This window comes from Erwinia sp. AK-PDG3-5, assembly GCF_056821705.1.
Window position 1 is genome coordinate 3,321,364 of the sequence record NZ_CM165967.1, and the last position, 22,946, is coordinate 3,344,309.

Annotated in this window: 15 protein-coding genes and 7 tRNA genes; 17 read left to right on the plus strand and 5 right to left on the minus strand. The window is 53.4% G+C overall.

Features of this window, described 5'->3' with window-relative positions:
• Nucleotides 1-42: 42 nt before the first annotated feature.
• The 4 genes from AC1UKS_RS15405 to nagE form a co-directional block, all read right to left on the minus strand.
• Nucleotides 43-2,697 carry a beta-N-acetylhexosaminidase gene (locus tag AC1UKS_RS15405; RefSeq protein WP_482434358.1) on the minus strand — a complete coding sequence of 885 codons (2,655 nt, stop codon included), beginning with the start codon at nt 2,695-2,697 and terminating at the stop codon, nt 43-45.
• Between the two features lie 57 nt (nt 2,698-2,754).
• A complete protein-coding gene (chiP, locus tag AC1UKS_RS15410) occupies nt 2,755-4,158 on the minus strand; it encodes a chitoporin ChiP (protein WP_482434359.1) in 1,404 nt (467 codons plus the stop codon).
• 438 nt (nt 4,159-4,596) lie between these two features.
• Nucleotides 4,597-6,264: a glutamine--tRNA ligase gene (glnS, locus tag AC1UKS_RS15415; RefSeq protein WP_053146104.1), complete on the minus strand. Its 1,668-nt coding sequence runs from the start codon at nt 6,262-6,264 to the stop codon at nt 4,597-4,599.
• A gap of 154 nt (nt 6,265-6,418) precedes the next feature.
• Complete coding sequence (gene nagE / locus AC1UKS_RS15420) at nt 6,419-8,371, minus strand: PTS N-acetyl glucosamine transporter subunit IIABC (protein WP_482434361.1); 1,953 nt, start codon at nt 8,369-8,371, stop codon at nt 6,419-6,421.
• Nucleotides 8,372-8,706: 335 nt separating this feature from the next.
• Between nagE and nagB the strand changes: the two genes are divergently transcribed.
• The 12 genes from nagB to AC1UKS_RS15480 all read left to right on the plus strand — a co-directional run bounded on the left by nagB (nt 8,707) and on the right by AC1UKS_RS15480 (nt 15,560).
• Entirely contained in the window at nt 8,707-9,507 is an 801-nt protein-coding gene (nagB, locus tag AC1UKS_RS15425) for a glucosamine-6-phosphate deaminase (protein ID WP_013201295.1), read from the plus strand.
• Nucleotides 9,508-9,536: 29 nt separating this feature from the next.
• A complete protein-coding gene (gene nagA, locus AC1UKS_RS15430) occupies nt 9,537-10,685 on the plus strand; it encodes an N-acetylglucosamine-6-phosphate deacetylase (RefSeq protein ID WP_105759487.1) in 1,149 nt (382 codons plus the stop codon).
• 7 nt (nt 10,686-10,692) lie between these two features.
• The gene (nagC, locus tag AC1UKS_RS15435; RefSeq protein WP_013201293.1) at nt 10,693-11,913 is read left to right on the plus strand and encodes a DNA-binding transcriptional regulator NagC; all 1,221 of its coding nucleotides are present in this window, start codon (nt 10,693-10,695) and stop codon (nt 11,911-11,913) included.
• A complete protein-coding gene (locus tag AC1UKS_RS15440) occupies nt 11,913-12,698 on the plus strand; it encodes an HAD-IIA family hydrolase (RefSeq protein WP_265911733.1) in 786 nt (261 codons plus the stop codon). Before nagC ends, AC1UKS_RS15440 begins: the two co-directional genes overlap by 1 nt.
• Before the next feature lie 282 nt (nt 12,699-12,980).
• Nucleotides 12,981-14,648, plus strand: a complete 1,668-nt coding sequence (gene asnB / locus AC1UKS_RS15445; protein WP_482434363.1) for an asparagine synthase B — start codon at nt 12,981-12,983, stop codon at nt 14,646-14,648.
• A gap of 219 nt (nt 14,649-14,867) precedes the next feature.
• Nucleotides 14,868-14,944: transfer RNA gene (locus AC1UKS_RS15450), tRNA-Met, on the plus strand.
• 8 nt (nt 14,945-14,952) lie between these two features.
• Nucleotides 14,953-15,037, plus strand: a tRNA-Leu gene (locus tag AC1UKS_RS15455).
• A 23-nt stretch (nt 15,038-15,060) separates the two neighbouring features.
• Nucleotides 15,061-15,135, plus strand: a tRNA-Gln gene (locus AC1UKS_RS15460).
• A 37-nt stretch (nt 15,136-15,172) separates the two neighbouring features.
• A tRNA-Gln gene (locus AC1UKS_RS15465) sits at nt 15,173-15,247 on the plus strand.
• A 41-nt stretch (nt 15,248-15,288) separates the two neighbouring features.
• Nucleotides 15,289-15,365: transfer RNA gene (locus AC1UKS_RS15470), tRNA-Met, on the plus strand.
• A 7-nt stretch (nt 15,366-15,372) separates the two neighbouring features.
• A tRNA-Gln gene (locus AC1UKS_RS15475) sits at nt 15,373-15,447 on the plus strand.
• 38 nt (nt 15,448-15,485) lie between these two features.
• Nucleotides 15,486-15,560 (plus strand) — tRNA-Gln (locus AC1UKS_RS15480).
• Nucleotides 15,561-15,682: 122 nt separating this feature from the next.
• Here the strand turns inward: AC1UKS_RS15480 and ubiF are convergent.
• Nucleotides 15,683-16,861: a 3-demethoxyubiquinol 3-hydroxylase gene (gene ubiF, locus AC1UKS_RS15485; protein ID WP_482434364.1), complete on the minus strand. Its 1,179-nt coding sequence runs from the start codon at nt 16,859-16,861 to the stop codon at nt 15,683-15,685.
• A 112-nt stretch (nt 16,862-16,973) separates the two neighbouring features.
• Here ubiF and miaB point away from each other — a divergent pair, with 112 nt between their 5' ends.
• The 5 genes from miaB (at nt 16,974) to lnt (ending at nt 22,649) form a co-directional block, all read left to right on the plus strand.
• Nucleotides 16,974-18,398 carry a tRNA (N6-isopentenyl adenosine(37)-C2)-methylthiotransferase MiaB gene (miaB, locus tag AC1UKS_RS15490; RefSeq protein WP_482434366.1) on the plus strand — a complete coding sequence of 475 codons (1,425 nt, stop codon included), beginning with the start codon at nt 16,974-16,976 and terminating at the stop codon, nt 18,396-18,398.
• Between the two features lie 210 nt (nt 18,399-18,608).
• Nucleotides 18,609-19,670, plus strand: coding sequence for a PhoH family protein (locus AC1UKS_RS15495; RefSeq protein ID WP_053146117.1), 1,062 nt, complete (start codon nt 18,609-18,611; stop codon nt 19,668-19,670).
• A complete protein-coding gene (ybeY, locus tag AC1UKS_RS15500; RefSeq protein WP_265911729.1) occupies nt 19,667-20,140 on the plus strand; it encodes an rRNA maturation RNase YbeY in 474 nt (157 codons plus the stop codon). Before AC1UKS_RS15495 ends, ybeY begins: the two co-directional genes overlap by 4 nt.
• 90 nt (nt 20,141-20,230) lie before the next feature.
• Nucleotides 20,231-21,109 (plus strand): CNNM family magnesium/cobalt transport protein CorC, encoded by an 879-nt coding sequence (corC, locus tag AC1UKS_RS15505; RefSeq protein ID WP_265911728.1) that lies wholly within the window; start codon nt 20,231-20,233, stop codon nt 21,107-21,109.
• A gap of 7 nt (nt 21,110-21,116) precedes the next feature.
• The gene (gene lnt, locus AC1UKS_RS15510; protein ID WP_482434368.1) at nt 21,117-22,649 is read left to right on the plus strand and encodes an apolipoprotein N-acyltransferase; all 1,533 of its coding nucleotides are present in this window, start codon (nt 21,117-21,119) and stop codon (nt 22,647-22,649) included.
• The last annotated feature ends 297 nt before the right edge of the window (nt 22,650-22,946 follow it).

Here is a 22,946-nt window from a genome sequence, read left to right on the forward strand (position 1 = left end):
AACCGGTGATCTTTCACCGGTTTTTTTTTGCCTGTAGACCCGTTACAGCGTTTCCGTCCGGCTGACGCGCAGACCATCAGGACTGCGCGTACGCAGCAAAACCTTACCCGCCGCCGCCGGCGGTTGATCCGCCTGCCACTGCTGCCAGGTCGCCCCTTCGTCCAGGCTGTACTCAACGGCTAAGCCCGGTAACTCGGTATTGACCATCAGCTTCCCGTCCTGCACCACCCCACCGGGTATCGGCAAGCGATAGGCAATGCCGGCTTTATCCAGTTTTGCCAACTCATGTTGCCCCAGAAGATTGGCAAACCGCTGCCAGTCCTTCAGCTGAGCCTGCTGGTCAACAAAGCGAGTTTTGCCGCCGGTATACTCTTTGCCGGCTTTATAATCCTGCTCCCAGGCTGCGCGGTGCCAGGCGCGTTCAGCCACGGAAAGAATGCGAGGGAAAAGCTTGTACTCCACCTGCGCGTCGGTACGGGTGGTTTCACTCCACAGTTGAGCGGAGATGCCGTGAGCGCCGGGCCAGGGCTTGTCAGTTTTAGCCGTGAAGGGTTTGCCGTCGCGATCGACGGAAGTCTCGGCGTTTTGTGGCAAGTTATCCGGCGCGAAGTGGAAGATTTTTCGTTCATCGGTAAAGCGTGTTCCCCAGTAGTATCCCCGCTCCAGCGGATTCACCTCGGCAGGAAAATCGAGATACAGGTAATCCGGATTGGAGACGATCACGTCATAACCTTTGCTTGCCCAGTCATTGGCAGAATCAAAACCGCCCCAAAACAGCGTATCCCAGAAGTTGACCGCAACCCTGTCCGTTGCAAAGGCTTTGGCATTTATAGCGTCTTTAATACCATCCTGCCAGGCGTGCATCTTGCCGATACCGTGTGCCTTAACCTGCTTGCTGACGTTTAGGGCAAAGTCGCTCGGCAGATGATCCAGGTCTTCGATCTTTCCTTCTTCAATCATCACCTGGCAGACCTGAGATTTTGCCCACGGCTTATCTTGCTGGCTTAAGTCCAGTAAACCGGTGCCTGCAACGGGAGTGTTCTTATCCGAATAGCCGGATCCTAAGCGAATATTTTTGGCTTCATCCCCGCCGAAATGCCAGGTCTTCAGCGGCTGTCCGGCGGCGTTATGCATCGCCTGAATTTCACCTATCACCTTATCGGTAAAGCGTAACGAAGAGCTCAGGCACGGATTGAGATAGCTGGTGCGATCGTAAAGCTGCACGGAGGTGGTGTTGGAATTGTCGCTGGGATCAAGCAGGCGGAATTCATTGGCTTCTTTTTCCTGACCGGCATTGAACAAGCGATCGTAACGCGCTTCCATCGAGATTACCGCTGCCCGGGCGTGGGCCGGCATATCGATTTCCGGGATGACCTGAATGCCGCGCGCATCAGCATACTTTACAATATCGATATACTGCTGACGGCTGAAATGACCGCTGCCACTGTTATCACTGTTTGGTCCCGATCCCAACTGCGGCAGCAAACAGCGCTTCTCTTCGAGATCATGACAACGCTTGCTGCCAATCTCGGTTAACTCCGGCAGGCCTGGAATTTCAATACGCCAGCCTTCATCGTCGGTCAGATGGAAATGGAAAACGTTGAGTTTCCACGCCGCCATCTGGTCAAGCAAGCGCAGTACCCCCTCTTTGCTGTGGAAGTTGCGCGCCACATCAAGGAACACCGCACGGTATTGGAAACGCGGCGCATCGCTGGCCTTTAACGTCGCCACTTTCAGGCTGCCATCGGCCGGGATCAGCGACAGGATCGACTGTAAACCGTAGAACACGCCGCTCTGGTCATAACCCACCACTTCAGCCTTGTCCTTGCCAATATTCAGCGTGTATCCCCCCGGAACGGCCAACTTTTTATCGAACCCTTTTTGGCTCACCCGGGTGGTAATCGGGTATCCATTGGGCTGCGCTTTGATACCCATCAACGCAAAACGCTGCTGTATGGCGTCGGCTTTCTCTGCCGACAGGCTTGCGAGTTCCAGCTTGACCCCAGCAGAGAGATCCGCATCATCAGAGAACACCGAAACCTTCAACGGGGTGGGAAGGATTTGCCCACGTAAAGTGGACGCGGCCATCGGGGCGACATCGCTGTTTTTAGTAAAGCGGCCCTGGGCATCCATCAACAGGTTCTTATCATCTGCGGTGCGCTTCCACTGTGTGCCAAAAGGCTCCACAAAATCGGTCAGTTCCTCGGTATCCGTGCTGACGAGGATTTTCGGCGTGGCATCGCCAGAGGTCGCATACCAACGCGGCATCACATCGGTAATAAACAGCTGCCAGTATTCATTCACGATCGGGATCTCGATGGTTTCACCCGCCGCAATGCCTTTGAATTTGTCTGTCGGCTCCAGACGGGTTAAATCCCCGACGATATGCACCATGCGAAACTGATCGCTTTCGACCTTTAGCGTTTCATGCACGTTAGACATATAAATCGCCCAGTCTTTGCTGTCGATGGCGGGGCCAGGATTGGTGAAGCTAATGGTTGCGCGGTTACAGGAGGCCCAGTCAGCCCCCAGTCCGGCGCAATCCACGCCATGCTGGGCGGCAAGATTGTCCGTCACTTTGTACTTCACGCCAAACTGGCTGATTTGATCGATTAACTGCTGGTTGGCGGCTGCTCCACCACTGGCTAACGCAGATATCAGCGCAAGCGATATCATACTGGCTCTGAGCTTTTTCATCCTTTATTCCTTGTCCGTAGGTAAGTCGTTTTTCTTCATTTCGCCGCAAGACTCACGTCACAAAATTGTGAAGGGTGCAGTGACGATAAATTTCAGATCCTTTTCATCCTGGAAGATATTGCCGTAGCCGCCGCCCCAGCTGGGAAGGGTGGAATGGTTATTGAATCGGGTGAAGTGCAGCTTGAATAGGGTGTCTTTCGCCCTGCCCTCCTGCACTTTGTAAAGCAGGTCCAGATTCCAGGCAGATTCTTTCAGACGGGTGTGTTGGTTATACATCGGTTTGCTGTTGGGTTTGGCATCCCAGCCGTAAGCATAGGAGGTGCCGATCGAAAGGCCCGGCAGGCCCCAGCCTTTCAGCTCATACAACACGCCGGCAAACAGGGCTTTCTCGCCGTTCGCGTTAAAGTCGGAACGGGAATCCCACCAGACATCCAGCCGACCGTTTGAGGTGGCATAACCCGGCGTCATGCGTTGCAGGAAGAAGCCCTGATTTCCCTCGGCCTTGACCCAGGTGCCTTCAAGACGCAGATCGAAAGGCCCCGCGCTGTAACCCAAGGTCAGCGCCTGCAGCCAGGCCAGGCCGTCATAGACATCATTACTGTTGGCTGCGCCACCGCGCTCTTTGTCCCGGGCACCATAGAATTGCCAGCTGGTGGTAAGCGGATTTTCAGCCAGCGCAAACGCGTAAGAGAGTTTGGTGAAGTACTGGTACATATAACCGGCCGCCTGACCAAAAGCGCCTTCCAACAGCAGGTCGTTTTTGAAGTCGTATTTTGCCCCTATCGAATGTAGATACGGGATGCCCGTTTTTCCATCCGCCTTGCGGAAGTGATAGGTGTTGCGATACCAGGGGGCCTTATACTCATCGCTCCACATATAGGAGAGTGATAGTGCCCCTGCATCAGCAAAATCAATCTGGGTGCCAAGCTCGGCTCCGCGATAAGTGCCCGGTAAAAAACTCCAGTTTGGCGCCAGCAGCGTCTGTCCCTGCGGCTGTAAATAACCGGCCCGCAGCCAGTAATCGTTAAGCTTTACTTTCAATGCCGCCTTATAAAGGCTGGCACCGTTTTTATCTCCGCTCCATTTTTCATCCCAGCGCGTATTGGCATCGCTGAAGCCAATTTCATTTGGCGCTGCCGGGCCTTTATCTGACATTTCCAGCGCGCCAAATAGCGCTAAATCCAGTCCAATAATATCGGCAACATAACCCGATGAAAAATCCATATTACTGTTAAAGGTAGAATGGTGGAGATTTTGCTGATACTGGCCAAACTTATCGCTATCAGGATTGAGATCCTTTCTTTCCCGGTGGCGTTGCCAGTAATAAACGCCGCCCGTTAATGAGGCATCATCAAAAAACCCGGCGGCTGTAGCAGCAGGAATATAGAGCGGAACAGATAACAGCGTACAGCAGGCGAGTGCGCCCGCAATCACGTGACGTGATGAGGTAAAAGCAGACATAGATAACCCCTCTTCCATAAGAGTTATGACCCATTCTGAGCCATGATATCAATTGGTTACAAGCATCCTCTAACCGACGAAACTCAAAGCCGATGATATTTTTCGCGACGCGAATTATCAATAACTATTTAAAAGTGAAAGAAGAAAGTATGAGCGGCGGCACAAAAATGGCAGTTATTAATGAAAGGATATCAATAGCTCGCTAATTTAATTCGGACTTACTCAATTAAGATTAAGATTAAGATTAAGATTAAGATTAAGATTAAATAATATTTCACGAATGTATTCTAATTACAGAAAGACAACATCTCCTTAGCGTATTAATGACTGGCTGACGGTCTTGTTTAGTAAAATTCTTAGATATTGAATCGCGTCTGGTTTTCTTCACAAAAAAAACGCAGCCCGAAGGCTGCGTTCTTGTCTGGCAATCAGAGAGCGTTACTCGCCCGCTTTTGCCCAGGTATCGCGCAGGCCAACGGTGCGGTTGAACACCAGATTGTTGGCACTGGAATAACGGCTGTCAGCACAGAAGTAGCCTTCACGTTCGAACTGATACGGGCTGTTGGCTTCTGCCTTCTGCAGACCAGGCTCGACAAATCCCTGACGGATCAGCAAAGACTCTGGGTTAATTGTGGTCATAAAGTCTTCTGCCGCGCCCGGATTTGGCACGCTGAACAGACGGTCATACAGGCGGAATTCAGCAGGCAGTGCATGTTCTGCAGATACCCAATGGATAACGCCTTTCACTTTACGGCCATCAGCCGGATCTTTGCTTAAGGTCTCGGTATCGCAGGTACAGAACAGGCAGGTAATATTGCCCTCTTCATCCTTCGCGATGCGTTCAGCTTTGATCACGTAGGCGTTGCGCAGGCGAACTTCTTTGCCCAGCACCAGACGCTTATACTGCTTGTTCGCTTCTTCGCGGAAGTCCGCCCGATCGATATAGATCTCGCGGCTGAACGGAACGTCACGCGTACCCATCTCCGGCTTATTCGGATGATTAGGCATGGTGATGATCTCTTCGTGATTCGCCGGCAGGTTTTCAATCACCAGCTTAACCGGATCCAGCACCGCCATCGCACGCGGCGCGTTCTCGTTGAGATCGTCGCGGATACAGGATTCCAGCGAAGCCATTTCCACGATGTTGTCCTGTTTGGTCACGCCAATACGGCGGCAGAACTCGCGGATTGAACCGGCGGTATATCCACGGCGGCGCAGACCGGAAACGGTCAGCATGCGCGGGTCATCCCAGCCTTCAACAATCTTGTCAGTCACCAGACGATTCAGATTACGCTTGGACATAATGGCGTATTCCAGATTCAGGCGAGAGAACTCGTACTGGCGTGGATGCATTGGGATAGTGATGTTATCCAGCACCCAGTCATACAGGCGGCGGTTATCCTGGAACTCCAGCGTGCAGAGTGAATGTGTGATCCCTTCCAGCGCATCGGAAATGCAGTGGGTGAAGTCATACATGGGATAGATGCACCACTTGTTACCGGTCTGATGATGCTCGGCAAACTTAATGCGGTACAGCACCGGATCGCGCATCACGATAAAGCTGGAAGCCATATCGATTTTTGCACGCAGGCAGGCAGTCCCTTCGGCAAACTCACCGTTGCGCATTTTTGCAAACAGCGCCAGGTTCTCTTCAACCGTGCGATCGCGGTACGGGCTATTTTTGCCAGGCGCGGTCAGGGTTCCGCGATATTCACGGATCTGTTCCGGGCTCAGTTCGTCAACATAGGCCAGGCCTTTGTTGATCAACTCAACGGCGTAGTTATGCAGCTGGTCGAAATAGTCAGAGGAGTAGCGAACGTTGCCCGTCCACTCGAAGCCCAACCACTGCACGTCTTGTTTGATCGACTCAACAAACTCCAGGTCTTCTTTGACCGGGTTGGTGTCATCAAAACGCAAGTTGCACTGGCCTTGATAATCTTGCGCAATACCAAAGTTAAGACAGATAGACTTGGCATGGCCAATGTGCAGATAACCATTCGGTTCCGGCGGGAAGCGGGTATGCACGCTGGCATGCTTACCGGTCGCCAGATCTTCGTCGATGATCTGACGAATAAAGTTAGTTGGGCGGGCTTCAGCCTCACTCATCTTAATTTCCTCAGTAATGCTTAGCATAAGAAGTGCGTGAAATAACGGAGTATGATCCACAAAGCCGGGAAGGGAAACAACCGTTTGTTGCGGGATAACGATAAAAAAAGGGCGGGAATTGCTTCCCGCCCGTTCATTGTAACGCAATCAGCGTTTAGCCGTTAATATCGAACAGGCGACTTTCACCTGCCACGACGGTTTGACCGGCTACCAGCGTGATGCCGCTGTAGTCATCGATATTGCTGACCACCACCGGGCTGATCATCGAGCGGGCGTTGGCATTAAGGAAGGCCAGATCCATCTCGAGTACCGGCTGACCGGCAGTCACCTGAGCACCTTCTTCCACCAGACGGGTAAAGCCTTTGCCTTCCAGTCCCACGGTATCCAGCCCCATATGCACCACAATCTCAGCGCCGTTCTCTGTTTCCAGACAGAAGGCATGGTTGGTGTTGAAGATTTTCACCACGGTACCGGCAGCAGGAGACAGCACCGTGCTGCTGGTTGGCCTGATCGCCAGGCCATCACCGACCGCTTTGCTGGCGAAGGCTTCATCCGGGACCTGTTCCAGTGCCACAACCTCACCGCTTACCGGCGCAACCAGCGAAGCAATGATGCCTTTAGGGGCGTTAGGCACTGCCTGAGGCGCCACTTTCACCGCCTGAGGAGCAGGTGCTGTGGTGGAGGACCAGGCCGCAATCGGGCCTTTAGCAATCAGTTTCTTCATCACTTCCGCGATGGATTCAGCTTTCGCACCAACAATAACCTGAACGGTTTGTTTGTTCAGCTTAACAATACCGGAAGCACCCAGGCGCTTACAGGCGGCATCGTTGACCAGGCCAGCATCTTTCACCGACAGACGCAGACGGGTAATACAGGCATCAATGATTTGCAGGTTATCGGAACCGCCAATCGCGGCAATATACTGCTGGGAAAGCTGGTTCAGCCCTTCTTCGGTATTGCTGTTGGCTTCACTGTCGACCACGTCCGCGCTGGTATCTTCACGACCCGGGGTTTTCAGGTTGAACATGCGGATCACCGCGGTGAACAGCACAAAGTAGATACCAAATGCCACCACGCCCATCACCAACAGCATCCAGACGTTTTTGCTGGCCGCCGGCAGGTTGTACATTAACGCGTAGTCAATCGCACCTGCTGAGAAGGAGAAGCCGGCATGGATACCCAGTGCGGTCGCAATATACAGGCTGATACCGGTTAACAGCGCATGGATCAGATACAGCATCGGCGCCAGGAACATGAACAGGAATTCCAGCGGCTCGGTCACACCGGTCAGGAAGGCGGTAATCGCCACTGACAGCAGCATGCCACCCACCATTGGACGACGCTCTTTCGGTGCAGCCAGGTACATCGCTAACGCGGCGCCAGGCAGACCAAACATCATGATTGGGAAGAAACCAGACATAAACATGCCCGCGGTGCCATCACCGGCGTAGAAGCGGTTGATATCACCGTGGAATACTGCACCTGCCGCATTATGGAACTCACCAATCTGGAACCAGGCGATGGTATTCAGCACCTGATGCAGACCGGTTGGGATCAGCAGACGGTTAACGAAGCCGAACACGCCAGCACCAAACGCCCCTTCAGACACAATCCATTCACCACCGGCGTGGATAGCGGCCTGAACCGGTGGCCAGATGTAGCCAAACACGGCGGCCAGAATCAGACAGAAGAAGCCGGTCGCGATCGGGACAAAGCGTCGGCCACCGAAGAAGCTCAGGAAGTCAGGCAGCTTGATATCGGACCAACGGTTGTAGGTTGCACCGGCAACCAGCCCGGTAATGATACCGGCCAACACACCCATATTGATCGCTGGGTTGATGGTGACCATTGATTTGGTCAGGATAAAGTAACCTACCGCACCCGCCAGAGCCGCAGCACCGGCATTGTCTTTCGACCAGGTTGACGCAACACCGATGGCGAAAATTAGTGCGAGGTTGTCAAAAATCGCGCCGCCACCTTGAGCGATGAACGGCATATTGAGTAAATCTGGCTGGCCGAAGCGTAGCATCAACGCTGCGACCGGCAGTACAGCGATTGGCAGCTGTAACGACCGCCCTAACCTTTGAAAGAACCCGAGTATATTCACATTTCCCCCTTTGAGATCCGCTAAGCGCAAATAGCCGCTTTCTGTTTTTATCACGGCTAGTTGGTTTCTGTAAGACAGTTTAACCACGGTACGGAGTGTAAAAAGAAATTAATTCGCTTCGCAAATTAATTCGCTCTGTTTGTGACTTTTATCACCTAATCACAGACAAAAATAGCTGTCAGGCTGGCTATCACCTCAAACTTATTTTATGATCCGAATTATCAAGACGGATTTATTCCTCGCCGATACCGGACAGGGCGCGTTACGCTTAAGCCTAACTGATCCCCGGACACCGTCTGACTCCCTTAAAACTGCTTGTTACTATGAGGTGAAACATGAGACTGATTCCTTTAGCTACCCCGACCCAGGTTGGAAAATGGGCCGCCCGCCATATCGTCAATCGCATTAACGCTTTCAACCCGACCGCGGACCGTCCTTTCGTCCTCGGTCTGCCAACCGGTGGGACCCCACTGGAAGCGTACAAGCATTTAATCGATATGCATAAAGCAGGCCAGGTTAGCTTTAAAAATGTGGTGACCTTTAATATGGACGAATATGTCGGCCTGCCAAAAGAGCACCCGGAAAGCTATCACAGCTTCATGTACCGCAACTTTTTCGATCACGTTGATATTAAACCGGAAAACATCAACCTTCTGAATGGCAATGCGCCAGATATTGACGCAGAATGTCGCCAGTATGAAGAGAAGATCCGTTCCTACGGTAAAATTAATTTGTTTATGGGCGGTGTCGGCAACGACGGTCACATTGCTTTTAACGAACCTGCTTCATCTCTGGCTTCACGTACCCGCATCAAAACCCTGACGCATGACACGCGCGTGGCCAACTCACGCTTCTTCGATGGCGATGTGGATCAGGTGCCGAAATATGCGCTGACTGTCGGCGTGGGTACGCTGTTAGATGCCGAAGAAGTGATGATTCTGGTGATTGGCCATGTTAAAGCGCAGGCGCTGCAGGCCGCGGTTGAAGGCAATGTGAACCATATGTGGACTATCAGCTGCCTTCAGCTGCACGCCAAATCTGTGGTGGTCTGTGATGAGCCAGCAACCATGGAACTGAAAGTCAAAACTGTTAAATATTTCCGCGAGATGGAAGCAGAAAACGTCAAAAATCTGTAAACCACGTTGGAATTAGCCGGGAGAAAATTATGTACGCATTAACCCATGGCCGAATCTATACCGGCCACGAAATACTGGATAATCATGCTGTTATCATTGCAGATGGCATGATTGAGCGCGTTTGCGCCCTGAGTGATATTCCTGCTGGCGTTACAACGCGTGACGTGGGTGGTGCGATAATTGCTCCCGGCTTTATCGATCTGCAGCTGAACGGCTGTGGTGGCGTCCAGTTTAATGATGATATCAACGCGCTGAGCGTCGAAACGCTGACCACCATGCAGCAGGCCAATGAACGCTCTGGTTGCACCAGCTATCTGCCAACCCTGATTACCAGCACCGACGAGATGATGAAGCGTGCGGTGGAAGTGATGCGTGCTTATCTGGCGCAAAATGCCAATAAAGCGCTGGGTTTACATCTTGAAGGCCCATGGTTAAGCCCAAGAAAACCGGGCACCCATGACCCTAAATTGATCCGCACGCCCGAGCCGGCGCTGGTGGAGTTTCTTTGCGCTAATGCGGATGTGATCGGTAAAATCACCCTGGCGCCTGAGCAGGTTGACAGTGCGGTGATCCGTCAGCTCAGCGAAGCCGGTATCGTTATCTCCGCCGGGCACTCGCATGCGACCCATGATGAAGCGCGCATCGGCATCAGCGCCGGCGTCAGCTTCGCGACCCATCTATATAACGCCATGCCAACCATTACCGGCCGTGAGCCGGGCCTGATTGGGGCGCTGTTTGATTCGCCTAATGTCTACTGCGGTATCATTGCTGACGGTTTACATGTTCACTACGCTAACATCCGTAATGCCAAACGCATCAAAGGCGACAAACTGATCCTGGTGACCGATGCCACCGCACCGGCGGGTGCATCCATTGACCAGTTCATTTTTGCAGGAAAAACAATATACTATCGCGATGGACTCTGCGTTGACGAGAACGGTACGCTCAGTGGTTCGGCGCTGACTATGATTGAAGCTGTCGCGAACAGCGTTGAACATGTTGGTATCTCACTGGACGAAACGCTGCGAATGGCAACGTTGTACCCTGCACGGGCTATGGGTGTTGAGAAAAAGTTAGGATCGATCGAAGCCGGAAAAGTGGCTAACCTGACTGTTTTCACCCGTGACTACAAAATAATCCAGACTATCGTTAATGGTGACGAAGTCTTAAGCGAGTAGATACTGTATGACCACTGGCGGCCAGGCTCAAATAGGAAATGTCGATTTAGTTAAGCAACTCAACAGCGCGGCCGTTTACCGGCTTATCGACCAGCAAGGGCCGATTTCGCGCATCCAGATTGCTGAGCATAGCCAGTTAGCCCCCGCCAGCGTCACCAAAATCACCCGCCAACTGATTGAACGTGGGCTGATCAAAGAAGTCGATCAGCAGGCCTCTACCGGAGGCCGCCGCGCGATTTCCATCATTACTGAAACCCGCGGCTTCCACACCATCGGTGTGCGTCTTGGCCGCAGCGATGCCACCCTGACCTTATTCGACCTGAGCGGAAAATCGCTGGCGCAGGAAGACTACGCGCTGCCGGAACGCACCCAGGAAACGCTGGAAAATGCCCTCTTCAATGCCATCGCCAGCTTCAGCGAGCAGCACCAGCGCAAGGTGCGTGAACTGATCGCCATCTCGGTCATTCTTCCCGGCCTGGTTGATCCAAATAACGGTGTGATTAAATACATGCCGCATATCCATGTTCATCACTGGCCGTTAGTGGCGAATCTGCAAAAGCGCTTTAACGTCACCAGCTTTGTCGGTCACGATATCCGCAGCCTCGCCCTCGCAGAGCACTACTTTGGTGCATCACGCGATTGTGCCGACTCCATTTTGGTGCGCGTTCACCGTGGAACCGGCGCCGGCATTATCGCCAATGGCCATATTTTCCTCGGCAGCAACGGCAATGTTGGCGAGTTGGGACATATTCAGGTCGATGCGCTCGGTGAACGCTGCCACTGTGGCAACTTTGGCTGTCTGGAAACCATCGCCGCCAATGGTGCTATTGAAAACAGGGTGCGCCATCTGCTCACACAGGGCTACCCCAGCTCGCTGACGCTGGATGACTGTCAGATGCCGAAGATTTGCAAAGCCGCCAACCGGGGCGATGCGTTGGCAGTGGAAGTTATCGATTACGTTGGGCGGCACCTTGGCAAGGCGATTGCGATTGCCATCAACCTGTTCAATCCGCAGAAAGTGGTGATTGCCGGTGAAATTACCGAAGCCGATAAAGTGCTGTTGGCGGCCATAGAGGGCTGTATCAATACTCAGGTTCTGAAAGCTTTCCGCAAGAATCTGCCGGTGGTACGCTCAGAGATTGATCATCGTTCTGCCATTGGCGCGTTTGCGCTGGCGAAACGGGCCATGCTTAACGGCATCTTATTACAACATTTACTGGAAGGTTAATGAGCGCTTTGACCCTGTCGGACAGTGAAACTGCCACAATAAAAAATGTCATCTGCGATATCGATGGCGTACTAATGCATGACAACACCGCCGTGCCTGGCGCCAATGAGTTCCTGCAGCGGATCATGGAAAAAGGCATGCCGCTGGTGGTGCTGACCAACTACCCTTCCCAGACCTCAATGGATCTTGCGAACCGTTTTGCTTCTGCCGGGATCGATCTGCCGGATAGCGTCTTTTATACCTCCGCAATGGCAACGGCCGATTTCCTGCGCCGCCAGGAAGGGAAAAAAGCCTATGTTGTTGGTGAAGGCGCGCTGATCCATGAGCTGTATAAAGCCGGTTTTACCATTACTGACGTCAACCCGGATTTCGTTATCGTGGGCGAAACGCGTTCCTTTAACTGGGATATGATGCATAAGGCCGCCTTCCATGTTGCCAATGGCGCGCGCTTTATTGCCACCAATCCCGACACCCATGCACGCGGCTTTGTCCCTGCCTGTGGCGCCCTTTGCGCCGGGATTGAGAAGATCTCCGGCCGCCAGCCGTTCTATGTCGGCAAGCCCAGCCCATGGATTATCCGCGCTGCCTTAAACAAGATGCAGGCCCATTCGGAAGAAACGGTGATCGTCGGAGACAACCTGCGCACGGATATTCTGGCCGGCTTCCAGGCGGGTCTGGAAACCATCCTGGTGCTGTCAGGGGTTTCCACCCTCAGTGACGTGGACGCCATGCCGTTCCGACCGAGCTGGATTTATCCCTCGGTTGCCGATATCGACATTATCTGAATATCAGCCCGGCCAGCGCGTCGGGCTTTTTATTGCCCTGCCCCTGCTCAAAATTCAGCCACCCCCATCAAATAATTATCGATTCAACAATAAACACCGCGATTCTTTGTGGATCCATCAACATTTACCGCAGGTCAACAGACTATTTTTCAGAGAAAAGCTAAAACGCTTGCTCACATCGATGATATAGAGCATTTTCTTATACATCGGCGATAACTGTCGCTCTGGTTTATTCACGAATCATCATCATCACCGTTCAGGGATGTCGTTAGGGAGTTAGCTATGTGTTCTATTTTTGGTGTACTGGATCTCAAAAGCGATCCTGTTGAACTGCGTAAGAAAGCCCTCGAGCTTTCCCGTCTGATGCGTCACCGTGGCCCGGACTGGTCCGGCGTCTATGCCAATGATAACGCGATTCTGGCGCACGAGCGTCTGTCGATTGTTGACGTCAACAACGGTGCTCAGCCACTTTATAACGCAGCCCATACCCATGTTCTGGCCGTGAACGGTGAGATTTATAACCATCAGGCGCTGCGTGCAGAGCTGAGCGATCGCTACGAATTCCAGACAGAATCAGACTGTGAAGTGATTCTGGCGCTGTATCAGGAAAAGGGCGTTGATTTCCTCGACGATCTGCAAGGCATGTTCGCGTTTATCCTGTATGACAGCGTGAAAAACACCTACCTGATTGGTCGTGACCATATTGGTATTATCCCGCTTTATATGGGCAACGATGAGCACGGCAACCTGTTCGTTGCTTCAGAAATGAAAGCGCTGGTGCCGGTGTGCAAATCAATCAAAGAGTTCCCTCCAGGAAGCTACATGTCCAGCACCGACGGGGAAATCCGCCGTTACTGGCAGCGTGACTGGTTCAGCTATGAAGCCGTTGAACACAATAAAACCGACGCCGTTGAGCTGAAAGATGCGCTGGAAGAAGCAGTTAAAAGCCACCTGATGTCAGACGTGCCTTACGGCGTGCTGCTGTCTGGCGGTCTGGACTCGTCCATCATCTCTGCTGTGACCAAAAAATACGCCGCCAAGCGTGTAGAGGATCAGGATAAAAGCGAAGCCTGGTGGCCGCAGCTGCACTCCTTTGCCGTCGGTCTGGAAGGTTCGCCGGATTTGAAAGCGGCTAAATCTGTTGCTGAACATCTGGGTACCGTGCACCACGAGATCCATTTCACCGTGCAGGAAGGTCTGGATGCGATCCGCGATGTGATCTATCACATTGAAACCTATGACGTGACCACTATCCGTGCTTCCACGCCGATGTACCTGATGTCACGTAAGATCAAAGCGATGGGCATTAAGATGGTGTTGTCTGGCGAAGGGGCTGATGAAGTGTTTGGCGGCTACCTGTACTTCCATAAGGCGCCGAACGCCAAAGAATTCCATGAAGAAAACGTCCGTAAACTGCTGGCGCTGCATATGTTTGACTGTGCGCGTGCCAACAAAGCGATGTCGGCCTGGGGCGTGGAAGCGCGCGTTCCTTTCCTGGATAAAAAATTCCTCGACGTGGCGATGCGCATCAACCCTGCGGACAAGCTGTGCGGCACCAACGGCAAAATGGAAAAACACATTCTGCGCGAATGCTTCTCCTCTTATCTGCCGGAAAGCGTTGCCTGGCGCCAGAAAGAGCAGTTCTCTGACGGCGTTGGCTACAGCTGGATTGATACGCTGAAAGAAGTCGCGGCGAAGCAGGTCAGCGATCAGCAACTGCAGACGGCTCACTTCCGTTTCCCTTACAACACGCCGACCTCAAAAGAAGGCTATTTGTACCGTGAAATCTTTGAAGAGCAGTTCCCTCTGGCAAGCGCTGCTGAATGCGTGCCTGGCGGCCCGTCAGTGGCCTGTTCGTCAGCAAAAGCTATTGAGTGGGACGAAGCGTTCAAAACCATGGACGATCCGTCTGGGCGCGCGGTAGGCGTTCACCAGTCAGCTTACAAATAAGCGACTGCTTTGGGTGAGAAAACGGGCCGCCAGCGGCCCGTTATTTTTGAGAAATTCGCTGATTACCTTCATATTTTGCTGATTTATTCGCCAGGCTGGTTATAAGCCAGACAAACGACAGGTTTCTGGGAAAAAACGCTAAAAAAATTGTTGACGCTAACAGGTCAACTCCGCATAATGCGCCCCGCAACGCCGATGAAGGTAACGCGAAAAAAAGATGGCTACGTAGCTCAGCTGGTTAGAGCACAGCACTCATAATGCTGGGGTCACAGGTTCGATTCCCGTCGTAGCCACCATCTTTTTTGCGGGAGTGGCGAAATTGGTAGACGCACCAGATTTAGGTTCTGGCGCCGCAAGGTGTGCGAGTTCAAGTCTCGCCTCCCGCACCATTTCCAAAACGGTTTTGCACGGATGGGGTATCGCCAAGCGGTAAGGCACCGGTTTTTGATACCGGCATTCCCTGGTTCGAATCCAGGTACCCCAGCCAGTTTTTTCTGATGGTTTTTGTGCTTTGAAACGGACATTGGGATATCGCCAAGCGGTAAGGCACCGGTTTTTGATACCGGCATTCCCTGGTTCGAATCCAGGTATCCCAGCCAGACTGAAAGAACACGATGTACAGTTAGACGCAGTAAAATTAGGCTACTTAGCTCAGCTGGTTAGAGCACAGCACTCATAATGCTGGGGTCACAGGTTCGATTCCCGTAGTAGCCACCAATTTTATTGGGGTGTCGCCAAGCGGTAAGGCACTGGTTTCTGATACCAGCATTCCGGGGTTCGAATCCCTGCACCCCAGCCATAAAAAGACGATTTGCAGCGCAGATCGCAACACCTAATTGGGGTGTCGCCAAGCGGTAAGGCACTGGTTTCTGATACCAGCATTCCGGGGTTCGAATCCCTGCACCCCAGCCAGTAAGTGAAGAAGCCCGCTAAAGCGGGCTTTTTTACGTCTGACGTTTGTCTCTTCTCAAAGACATTTACCAGCACGGAGTGGTGACAACCTGCCACCACAACCCATGAATCTCGCCCGAGAGTTACAATCCCAGCGCGTACTTCAATGCCTGACGTTTCAACACGCCCGAACGTTCTGCCACCATCAGCCCCAGGTTACGCACAATCCGTAAAGGCGCAACCGGCGTGCTGAATGCGAAGTAGAACAGGTCCATGCCACTTTGCATCAGCAGATTATCAGTCTGACGCTTACGTTGATAACGCTTGAGTACCCCTTCCGATGCCCAGTCTTCCGCGCGGTCGCGTGATGCCACCAGCGTATCAATCAGCGCATCCACGTCGCGATAGCCCAGATTAACGCCCTGCCCGGCCAGCGGGTTGATGGTATGCGCGGCATCACCGACCAGCGCCAGCCCCGACAGCACATAGCGCGTGGCGTGGCGGCGAACCAGGGGGAAAGAGCCTGCTGAAACCGGCGTGACCTTTCCCAGACGCGCCGGGAAATGGGTGGCGATCTGCTGGCCAAGCTGCGCCATATTCATCGCCTGAAGCTGGCGTATTCTGGCCGGGCTGTCGTACCAGACCAGCGATGCCCAACGGTCGAACAACGGCAGAAATGCCCGTGGGCCATCCGGCGTAAACTGCTGCCAGGTGCAGTCGCCCGCATCCTGTTCACAGCGCACGCTGATCAACATACAGGACTGTGCGTAATTCCAGCCACGGATCCCCATTCCCGCCAGCTGGCGAACCTGCGAGTTGGCCCCGTCCGCGCCCACCACCAACTTCGTCAACAGCCTGTCACCATTCTCTAAGGTTAACTGCCATCCGCCGTTACCAGGCTGCATCGCCTGCAATCTGGCCGGAGAAATCAGCTCCACCCCCTCCTGCTGCAAGCGTTGCCACAACGCCCGCTGCAATACGCTGTTCTCAACCATATAGCCCAGCTCTGGCAGACCCAGTGACTGCGCATCAAAATTCACCTGCGCCGTGTGCCACTCCCAGGTTTCGAGTTTGCGATAAGGGGTGCAGCGCATTCTTTGTATCAACGGCCATACTTCAAGCTGCTTCAGCAGCGCAACAGACGCGGCACCAATCGCCGAGATCCGCACATCCGGATTGCTGTCGGCGTCAAACTCAGCAGGTTCATGTGGCTCCAGCACTGCGACCTTGAATCCCTGCGCGGCCAGCCCACTGGCCAAAGCCGCACCCACCATTCCGCCACCGACTACGGTGACATCCCATTTTTGCGTCATTTCTGTCATAAAATTCCTGTCCTTGAGGCCATCCGAACGCCCTTCACCTGGCCTTGCCAGGGCTAATTCTGTTACCCTTAGTGTACCGGATTTTTCCAGGCCTATTAGCGGTTACGAGCAGATGACAAAAAAACTTCTTATTAAAACCTGGGGCTGCCAGATGAATGAATATGATTCATCAAAAATGGCGGACCTGTTAAACAGCACGCATGGCTACACCCTGACAGAGGTTGCTGAAGAGGCCGATGTCCTGCTGCTCAATACCTGTTCAATTCGTGAGAAGGCGCAGGAAAAAGTGTTCCATCAGCTTGGGCGCTGGAAACTGCTGAAAGAGAAAAATCCTGAACTGGTGATCGGCGTCGGTGGCTGCGTGGCGTCACAGGAAGGCGATCTGATTCGCCAGCGTGCGCCCTGTGTGGACATTGTCTTTGGCCCGCAGACGCTGCACCGCCTGCCTGAAATGATCAACACCGTGCAAGGCACCAAAAGCCCGGTCGTCGATATCAGCTTCCCGGAAATTGAGAAGTTTGACCGTCTGCCAGAGCCGCGCGCCGATGGCCCGTCGGCTTTTGTTTCGATCATGGAAGGCTGCAACAAATATTGTACCTTCTGCGTGGTGCCTTACACGCGTGGCGAAGAGGTTAGCCGTCCAAGCGATGACATCCTGTTTGAAATCGCTCAGCTGGCGTCTCAGGGCGTCCGAGAGGTCAACCTGCTTGGCCAGAACGTGAATGCCTATCGTGGGGAAACGTTCGACGGCGGGATCTGCTGTTTCGCCGACCTGCTGCGTCTGGTTGCCGCGATTGATGGCATTGACCGCATTCGCTTCACCACCAGCCACCCAATTGAATTCACCGACGACATTATTGATGTCTATCGTGATACGCCAGAGCTGGTGAGCTTCCTGCATCTGCCGGTGCAAAGTGGTTCGGACCGCATTCTGACCTTGATGAAGCGCTCCCATACTGCGCTGGAATACAAGTCCACGATCCGTAAACTGTTGGCTGCGCGTCCGGCGATGCAGATGAGTTCGGACTTTATCATCGGCTTCCCTGGTGAAACCCAGCAGGACTTCGAGCAAACCATGAAGCTGATTGGCGAAATAAATTTCGATACCAGCTTCAGCTTTATCTACTCTGCCCGTCCAGGCACGCCGGCTGCGGATTTACCGGACGACGTCAGTGATGAAGAGAAAAAAGAGCGCCTGTGGCTGCTGCAGCAGCGCATTAACCAGCAGGTGATGAACTGGAGCCGTAGTAAGCTGGGCACGGTTCAGCGTATCCTGGTGGAAAGACTCTCGCGCAGAAACGTGATGGAGCTGGCCGGACGCACCGAATGTAACCGAGTGGTGAACTTCGAAGGGACGCCAGAGATGATTGGTAAGTTCGTCGATGTTGAAATCGTCGAGGTTCATACCAACTCAATGCGCGGCGTGGTGGTGCTGAAAGAAGAACAGATGACCCTGCGTTCGGTCGAGACCCCGTCAGCCGTGATTGCCCGCACACGCAAAGAAAATGAGCTTGGCGTCGGGACTTTCCAGCCTTGAACCCGCGAATAATTGCGGCGGACCTCGCAGGTTCGCCGCAACAAATCATCGGCTTACCCTTGCTTTCCGCAAGCGCAGCCCAAATATCTCCTTCAGTGCTTGCGCCTTTCGGTTGCGCCATAAATACTTTCGTTATGGCCCGGCACCCGACGGCGTTGATAGCCTCTGATTATTCTCCTCAACTGGCCCTGAGCGACCCAAAGGATTAGTTTGAATATTGAAACACGCGAAATTACGTTAGAGCCAACAGACAACACCCGCCTGCTGAGCCTGTGTGGTCCCTTTGATGACAACATCAAACAGCTTGAGCGCCGTCTGGGGATCGAGATCAACCGCCGTGACAACGCTTTTAAGCTGGTGGGTAAAGCGCTGATTGTTGATGCGGCTGCCCGTATACTGCGCGACCTGTATGTGGACACCGCGCCGGTGCGTGGCCATATTCCGGATATCGACCCTGAGCAAATTCACCTGGCGATCAAAGAGAGCCGCGTGCTGGAGCAAAGTGCCGAAAGCATTCCTGAGTTCGGCAAGTCGGTCAATATCAAGACCAAGCGTGGCGTGATCAAGCCCCGCACGCAGAACCAGGCGCAGTATGTCGCCAATGTCCTCGACCACGATATCACCTTCGGCATCGGCCCGGCGGGTACGGGGAAAACCTATCTGGCCGTGGCTGCAGCGGTTGATGCGCTGGAGCGTCAGGAAGTTCGTCGCATCATGTTGACGCGTCCGGCGGTGGAAGCGGGCGAAAAGCTGGGCTTCCTGCCGGGTGATTTGAGCCAGAAGGTCGATCCCTACCTGCGCCCGCTTTATGATGCCCTGTTCGAAATGCTGGGCTTTGAGCGCGTAGAGAAACTGATCGAACGTAACGTGATTGAGGTCGCGCCGCTCGCCTATATGCGTGGGCGTACCCTGAACGATGCTTTTATCATTCTCGATGAAAGCCAAAACACCACTATCGAACAGATGAAGATGTTCCTGACCCGTATTGGCTTCAACTCCAAAGCGGTGATTACCGGCGACGTCACGCAAATTGACCTGCCGCGTAACCTTAAGTCTGGCCTGCGTCATGCGATTGAAGTGCTTTCCGGTGTAGAAGAGATCAGCTTTAACTTCTTCCACAGTGAAGATGTGGTCCGTCACCCGGTGGTGGCAAGAGTGGTAATTGCTTATGAAGCCTGGGAAGCCGCCGATCAAAAACGGCGAGATGCGCAGGCAGAAGAGCGCAAACGTGACGCGCTGGCCCTGCAACAGGCTGCGCAGGAGCAGAAATGAGCACCGTAATTCTCGATTTACAACTTGCCTGCGAAAAACCCGCCGGCTTACCGGCAGAATCTGATTTTCGCCGCTGGCTGGAAGCGGTTTTGCCGCAGTTCCAGGAAGAGAGCGAAGTCACGGTGCGCGTGGTGGATGAAGCTGAAAGCCATGAGCTGAATCACACCTATCGCGGCAAAGATAAACCGACCAATGTGCTCTCTTTTCCGTTCGAAGCCCCGCCGGGGATTGAGCTTCCGCTGCTGGGCGACCTGATTATTTGTCGCCAGGTAGTGGAGAAAGAAGCGGCCGAGCAGGAGAAGCCGGTACTGGCACACTGGGCCCATATGGTGGTGCATGGCAGTCTGCATTTACTGGGCTATGACCATATTGAAGATGACGAAGCTGACGAGATGGAATCGATCGAGACCGAGATAATGCTTGCTCTTGGTTATGACGATCCGTACATTTCGGAGAAAGAGTTCCCCTAAGCAGGCCACTGGCCTGATATGTCCCTGGCCTGTGCAACCGGCAGGCAGGGATACCCCAACACATGACAAGAGTGACCAAACCAAAACGCCATGAGCGATGACCATTCACAGAACAACGACAGTCCCAGTACCAAAAAGGGATTTTTCACCCTTATCCTCAACCAGCTGTTCCACGGTGAGCCTAAAAACCGCGACGAACTGCTGGAGCTGATCCGCGATTCCGAACAGAACGATCTGATCGATCCGGACACGCGCGACATGCTTGAAGGCGTGATGGATATTGCCGAGCAGCGCGTTCGCGACATCATGATCCCCCGCTCGCAGATGGTAACCCTGAAGCGCAACCAGTCACTGGAAGAGTGCCTGGACGTGATCATTGAATCCGCCCATTCCCGTTACCCGGTGATCAGCGAAGACAAAGATCATGTTGAAGGCATTCTGATGGCCAAAGATTTGCTGCCGTTTATGAGCAGCGGATCGTCCCCGTTCAGCGTGGAAAAAGTGCTGCGTCAGGCGGTCGTGGTGCCTGAGAGCAAGCGCGTTGACCGCATGCTGAAAGAGTTCCGCTCCCAACGCTACCATATGGCGATTGTGATCGATGAATTCGGCGGCGTCTCAGGACTGGTCACCATTGAAGATATTCTGGAGCTGATCGTTGGCGAAATCGAAGATGAGTATGACGATGAAGAAGATCGTGATATTCGCCAGCTGAGTCGTCATACCTACACCATTCGTGCGCTCACGCCGATTGAAGACTTCAATGACGTGTTTGAAACCAGCTTCAGCGATGAAGAGGTCGACACTATCGGCGGTCTTGTGATGCAGGCCTTTGGTCATTTGCCTGCCCGCGGGGAGAGCATTGAGATCGATGGCTATCAGTTCAAGGTCGCTATGGCCGACAGCCGCCGCATCATTCAGGTCCACGTCAGAATTCCGGAAAACGCGCCGCAACCGACACTGGAAGAATAATTTTCTTATGGCTATTGCCTCACTGTACCAGCGCCAGCGGGTTCGCCTGCTTTTAGCGCTGATCACGGGTGCCCTTGGTACCCTGGCGTTTTCGCCTTACGATTTTTGGCCTGCCGCGCTGGTGTCACTGGCCGGTTTACTGGCTCTGACCCTCAACCGCTCTACCCGTCAGGCGACGGCGATTGGTTTTGTCTGGGGCATGGGGCTGTTTGGTAGCGGCATAAACTGGGTCTATGTCAGTATCGCTACCTTTGGTGGCATGCCGGGGCCGGTCAACGTGTTCCTGGTGGTGCTGCTGGCGGCGTATTTGTCGCTGTTCACCATGCTGTTTGCCGCCCTGCTTAACCGCTTATTCCCAAAAACCTCGCTGATTCGGCTGGTGGTTGCTGCGCCGGTTTTATGGCAGATAACCGAGTTCCTGCGCGGGTGGATCCTGACCGGTTTTCCATGGCTGCAGTTTGGTTACAGCCAGATTGATGGGCCACTGAAAGGTCTGGGACCGCTATCAGGCGTTGAAGGCATTACCTTCGCGTTGATGGTTATCTCCGGACTGGCGGTGTTTGCTGCGGTAAAACGTCACTGGGTCGCCGGAGTGATTGCGTTGGCGCTGCTGGTGCTTCCCTGGCCGCTGCGTCAGGTTAGCTGGTATCAGCCAATGCCCGAGCGTGAAGTGAATATTGCGCTGGTGCAGGGCAACATACCGCAGTCGATGAAGTGGGATCCGAATCAGCTGATCAACTCGCTGAAAACCTATACCTCACTCAGTCGGCCTTACGTAGGCAAAGCGCCGATTATTATCTGGCCTGAATCTGCCATTTCCGATCTGGAATCTAACCAGCAGCCGTTCCTGAAATCTCTGGATGCAGAACTGCGGGCAAAGGGTAGCAGCCTGATCACCGGGATTGTCGATTCACGTCTGGAACAGAATCGCTACCACGATTACAACTCGATTATTGTGCTCGGCGGGGAAAAACCTTACGACTACTTCAGCACTAACCGCTATCAGAAAAATCATCTGGTGCCGTTTGGCGAGTTTGTTCCGCTGGAAGCGTTACTGCGTCCGCTGGCACCGTTTTTCGATTTGCCGATGTCCTCCTTTAGCCGTGGCGCCTATGTTCAGCCTCAGTTAAAGGTGGCCGGTTACAATCTGACTGCGGCAATCTGCTATGAGATCGTATTGGGCCAGCAGGTCCGGGATAATTTCCGTCCGGATACTGACTTCCTGCTGACCATCTCCAACGATGCGTGGTTTGGCCACTCTATTGGCCCATGGCAGCATTTCCAAATGGCGCGGATGCGTGCCCTGGAATTGGGCAGGCCACTGCTGCGCGACACCAACAACGGCGTCACGGCGGTGATCAATGCTGATGGCGATGCCGAAGAGATGATCCCGCAATTCCAGGCGACGGTGCTTTCCACCAAGCTCACGCCGACTCAGGGCCTGACGCCCTATGCGCGTTTTGGTAACTGGCCAGTATGGATCGTTACCCTGCTGTTTGCGGTGTGTGCGGTGAATACCGGCTTCAGACGTCGCGGTTAGGCGTTAAAGCACGACATCAAAACGCTGAACCTTTGGGTTCGGCGTTTTTTTTTTGCCCTTCTCCTACTCCTGCCTCTAAAAGCAGATCCTGCTGCTAAATGTTTCACCAAAAACATTTTGGCACGACGATTGCAAAACATTACCAGCGAACTCGCTGATTAGTCTGCATAAAGCTTTGCATAAGCGTTATCGCACCATTGTGGCTCAATCATTGCCCCAGGGCGGAGCATTGCTTTTAACAATGCCTTTATTTGGTGCGGCACGCTTCGCAAAAAAGAAACTTTCTTGTTTCATCGT

Coding starts and splice junctions, on each gene's coding strand:
- AC1UKS_RS15405 (WP_482434358.1), bottom strand. CDS start 2,697: ATGAAAAAGCTCAGAGCCAGTATGATATCGCTTGCGCTGATATCTGCG.
- chiP (WP_482434359.1), bottom strand. CDS start 4,158: ATGTCTGCTTTTACCTCATCACGTCACGTGATTGCGGGCGCACTCGCC.
- glnS (WP_053146104.1), bottom strand. CDS start 6,264: ATGAGTGAGGCTGAAGCCCGCCCAACTAACTTTATTCGTCAGATCATC.
- nagB (WP_013201295.1), top strand. CDS start 8,707: ATGAGACTGATTCCTTTAGCTACCCCGACCCAGGTTGGAAAATGGGCC.
- nagA (WP_105759487.1), top strand. CDS start 9,537: ATGTACGCATTAACCCATGGCCGAATCTATACCGGCCACGAAATACTG.
- nagC (WP_013201293.1), top strand. CDS start 10,693: ATGACCACTGGCGGCCAGGCTCAAATAGGAAATGTCGATTTAGTTAAG.
- AC1UKS_RS15440 (WP_265911733.1), top strand. CDS start 11,913: ATGAGCGCTTTGACCCTGTCGGACAGTGAAACTGCCACAATAAAAAAT.
- asnB (WP_482434363.1), top strand. CDS start 12,981: ATGTGTTCTATTTTTGGTGTACTGGATCTCAAAAGCGATCCTGTTGAA.
- ubiF (WP_482434364.1), bottom strand. CDS start 16,861: ATGACAGAAATGACGCAAAAATGGGATGTCACCGTAGTCGGTGGCGGA.
- miaB (WP_482434366.1), top strand. CDS start 16,974: ATGACAAAAAAACTTCTTATTAAAACCTGGGGCTGCCAGATGAATGAA.
- ybeY (WP_265911729.1), top strand. CDS start 19,667: ATGAGCACCGTAATTCTCGATTTACAACTTGCCTGCGAAAAACCCGCC.
- corC (WP_265911728.1), top strand. CDS start 20,231: ATGAGCGATGACCATTCACAGAACAACGACAGTCCCAGTACCAAAAAG.
- lnt (WP_482434368.1), top strand. CDS start 21,117: ATGGCTATTGCCTCACTGTACCAGCGCCAGCGGGTTCGCCTGCTTTTA.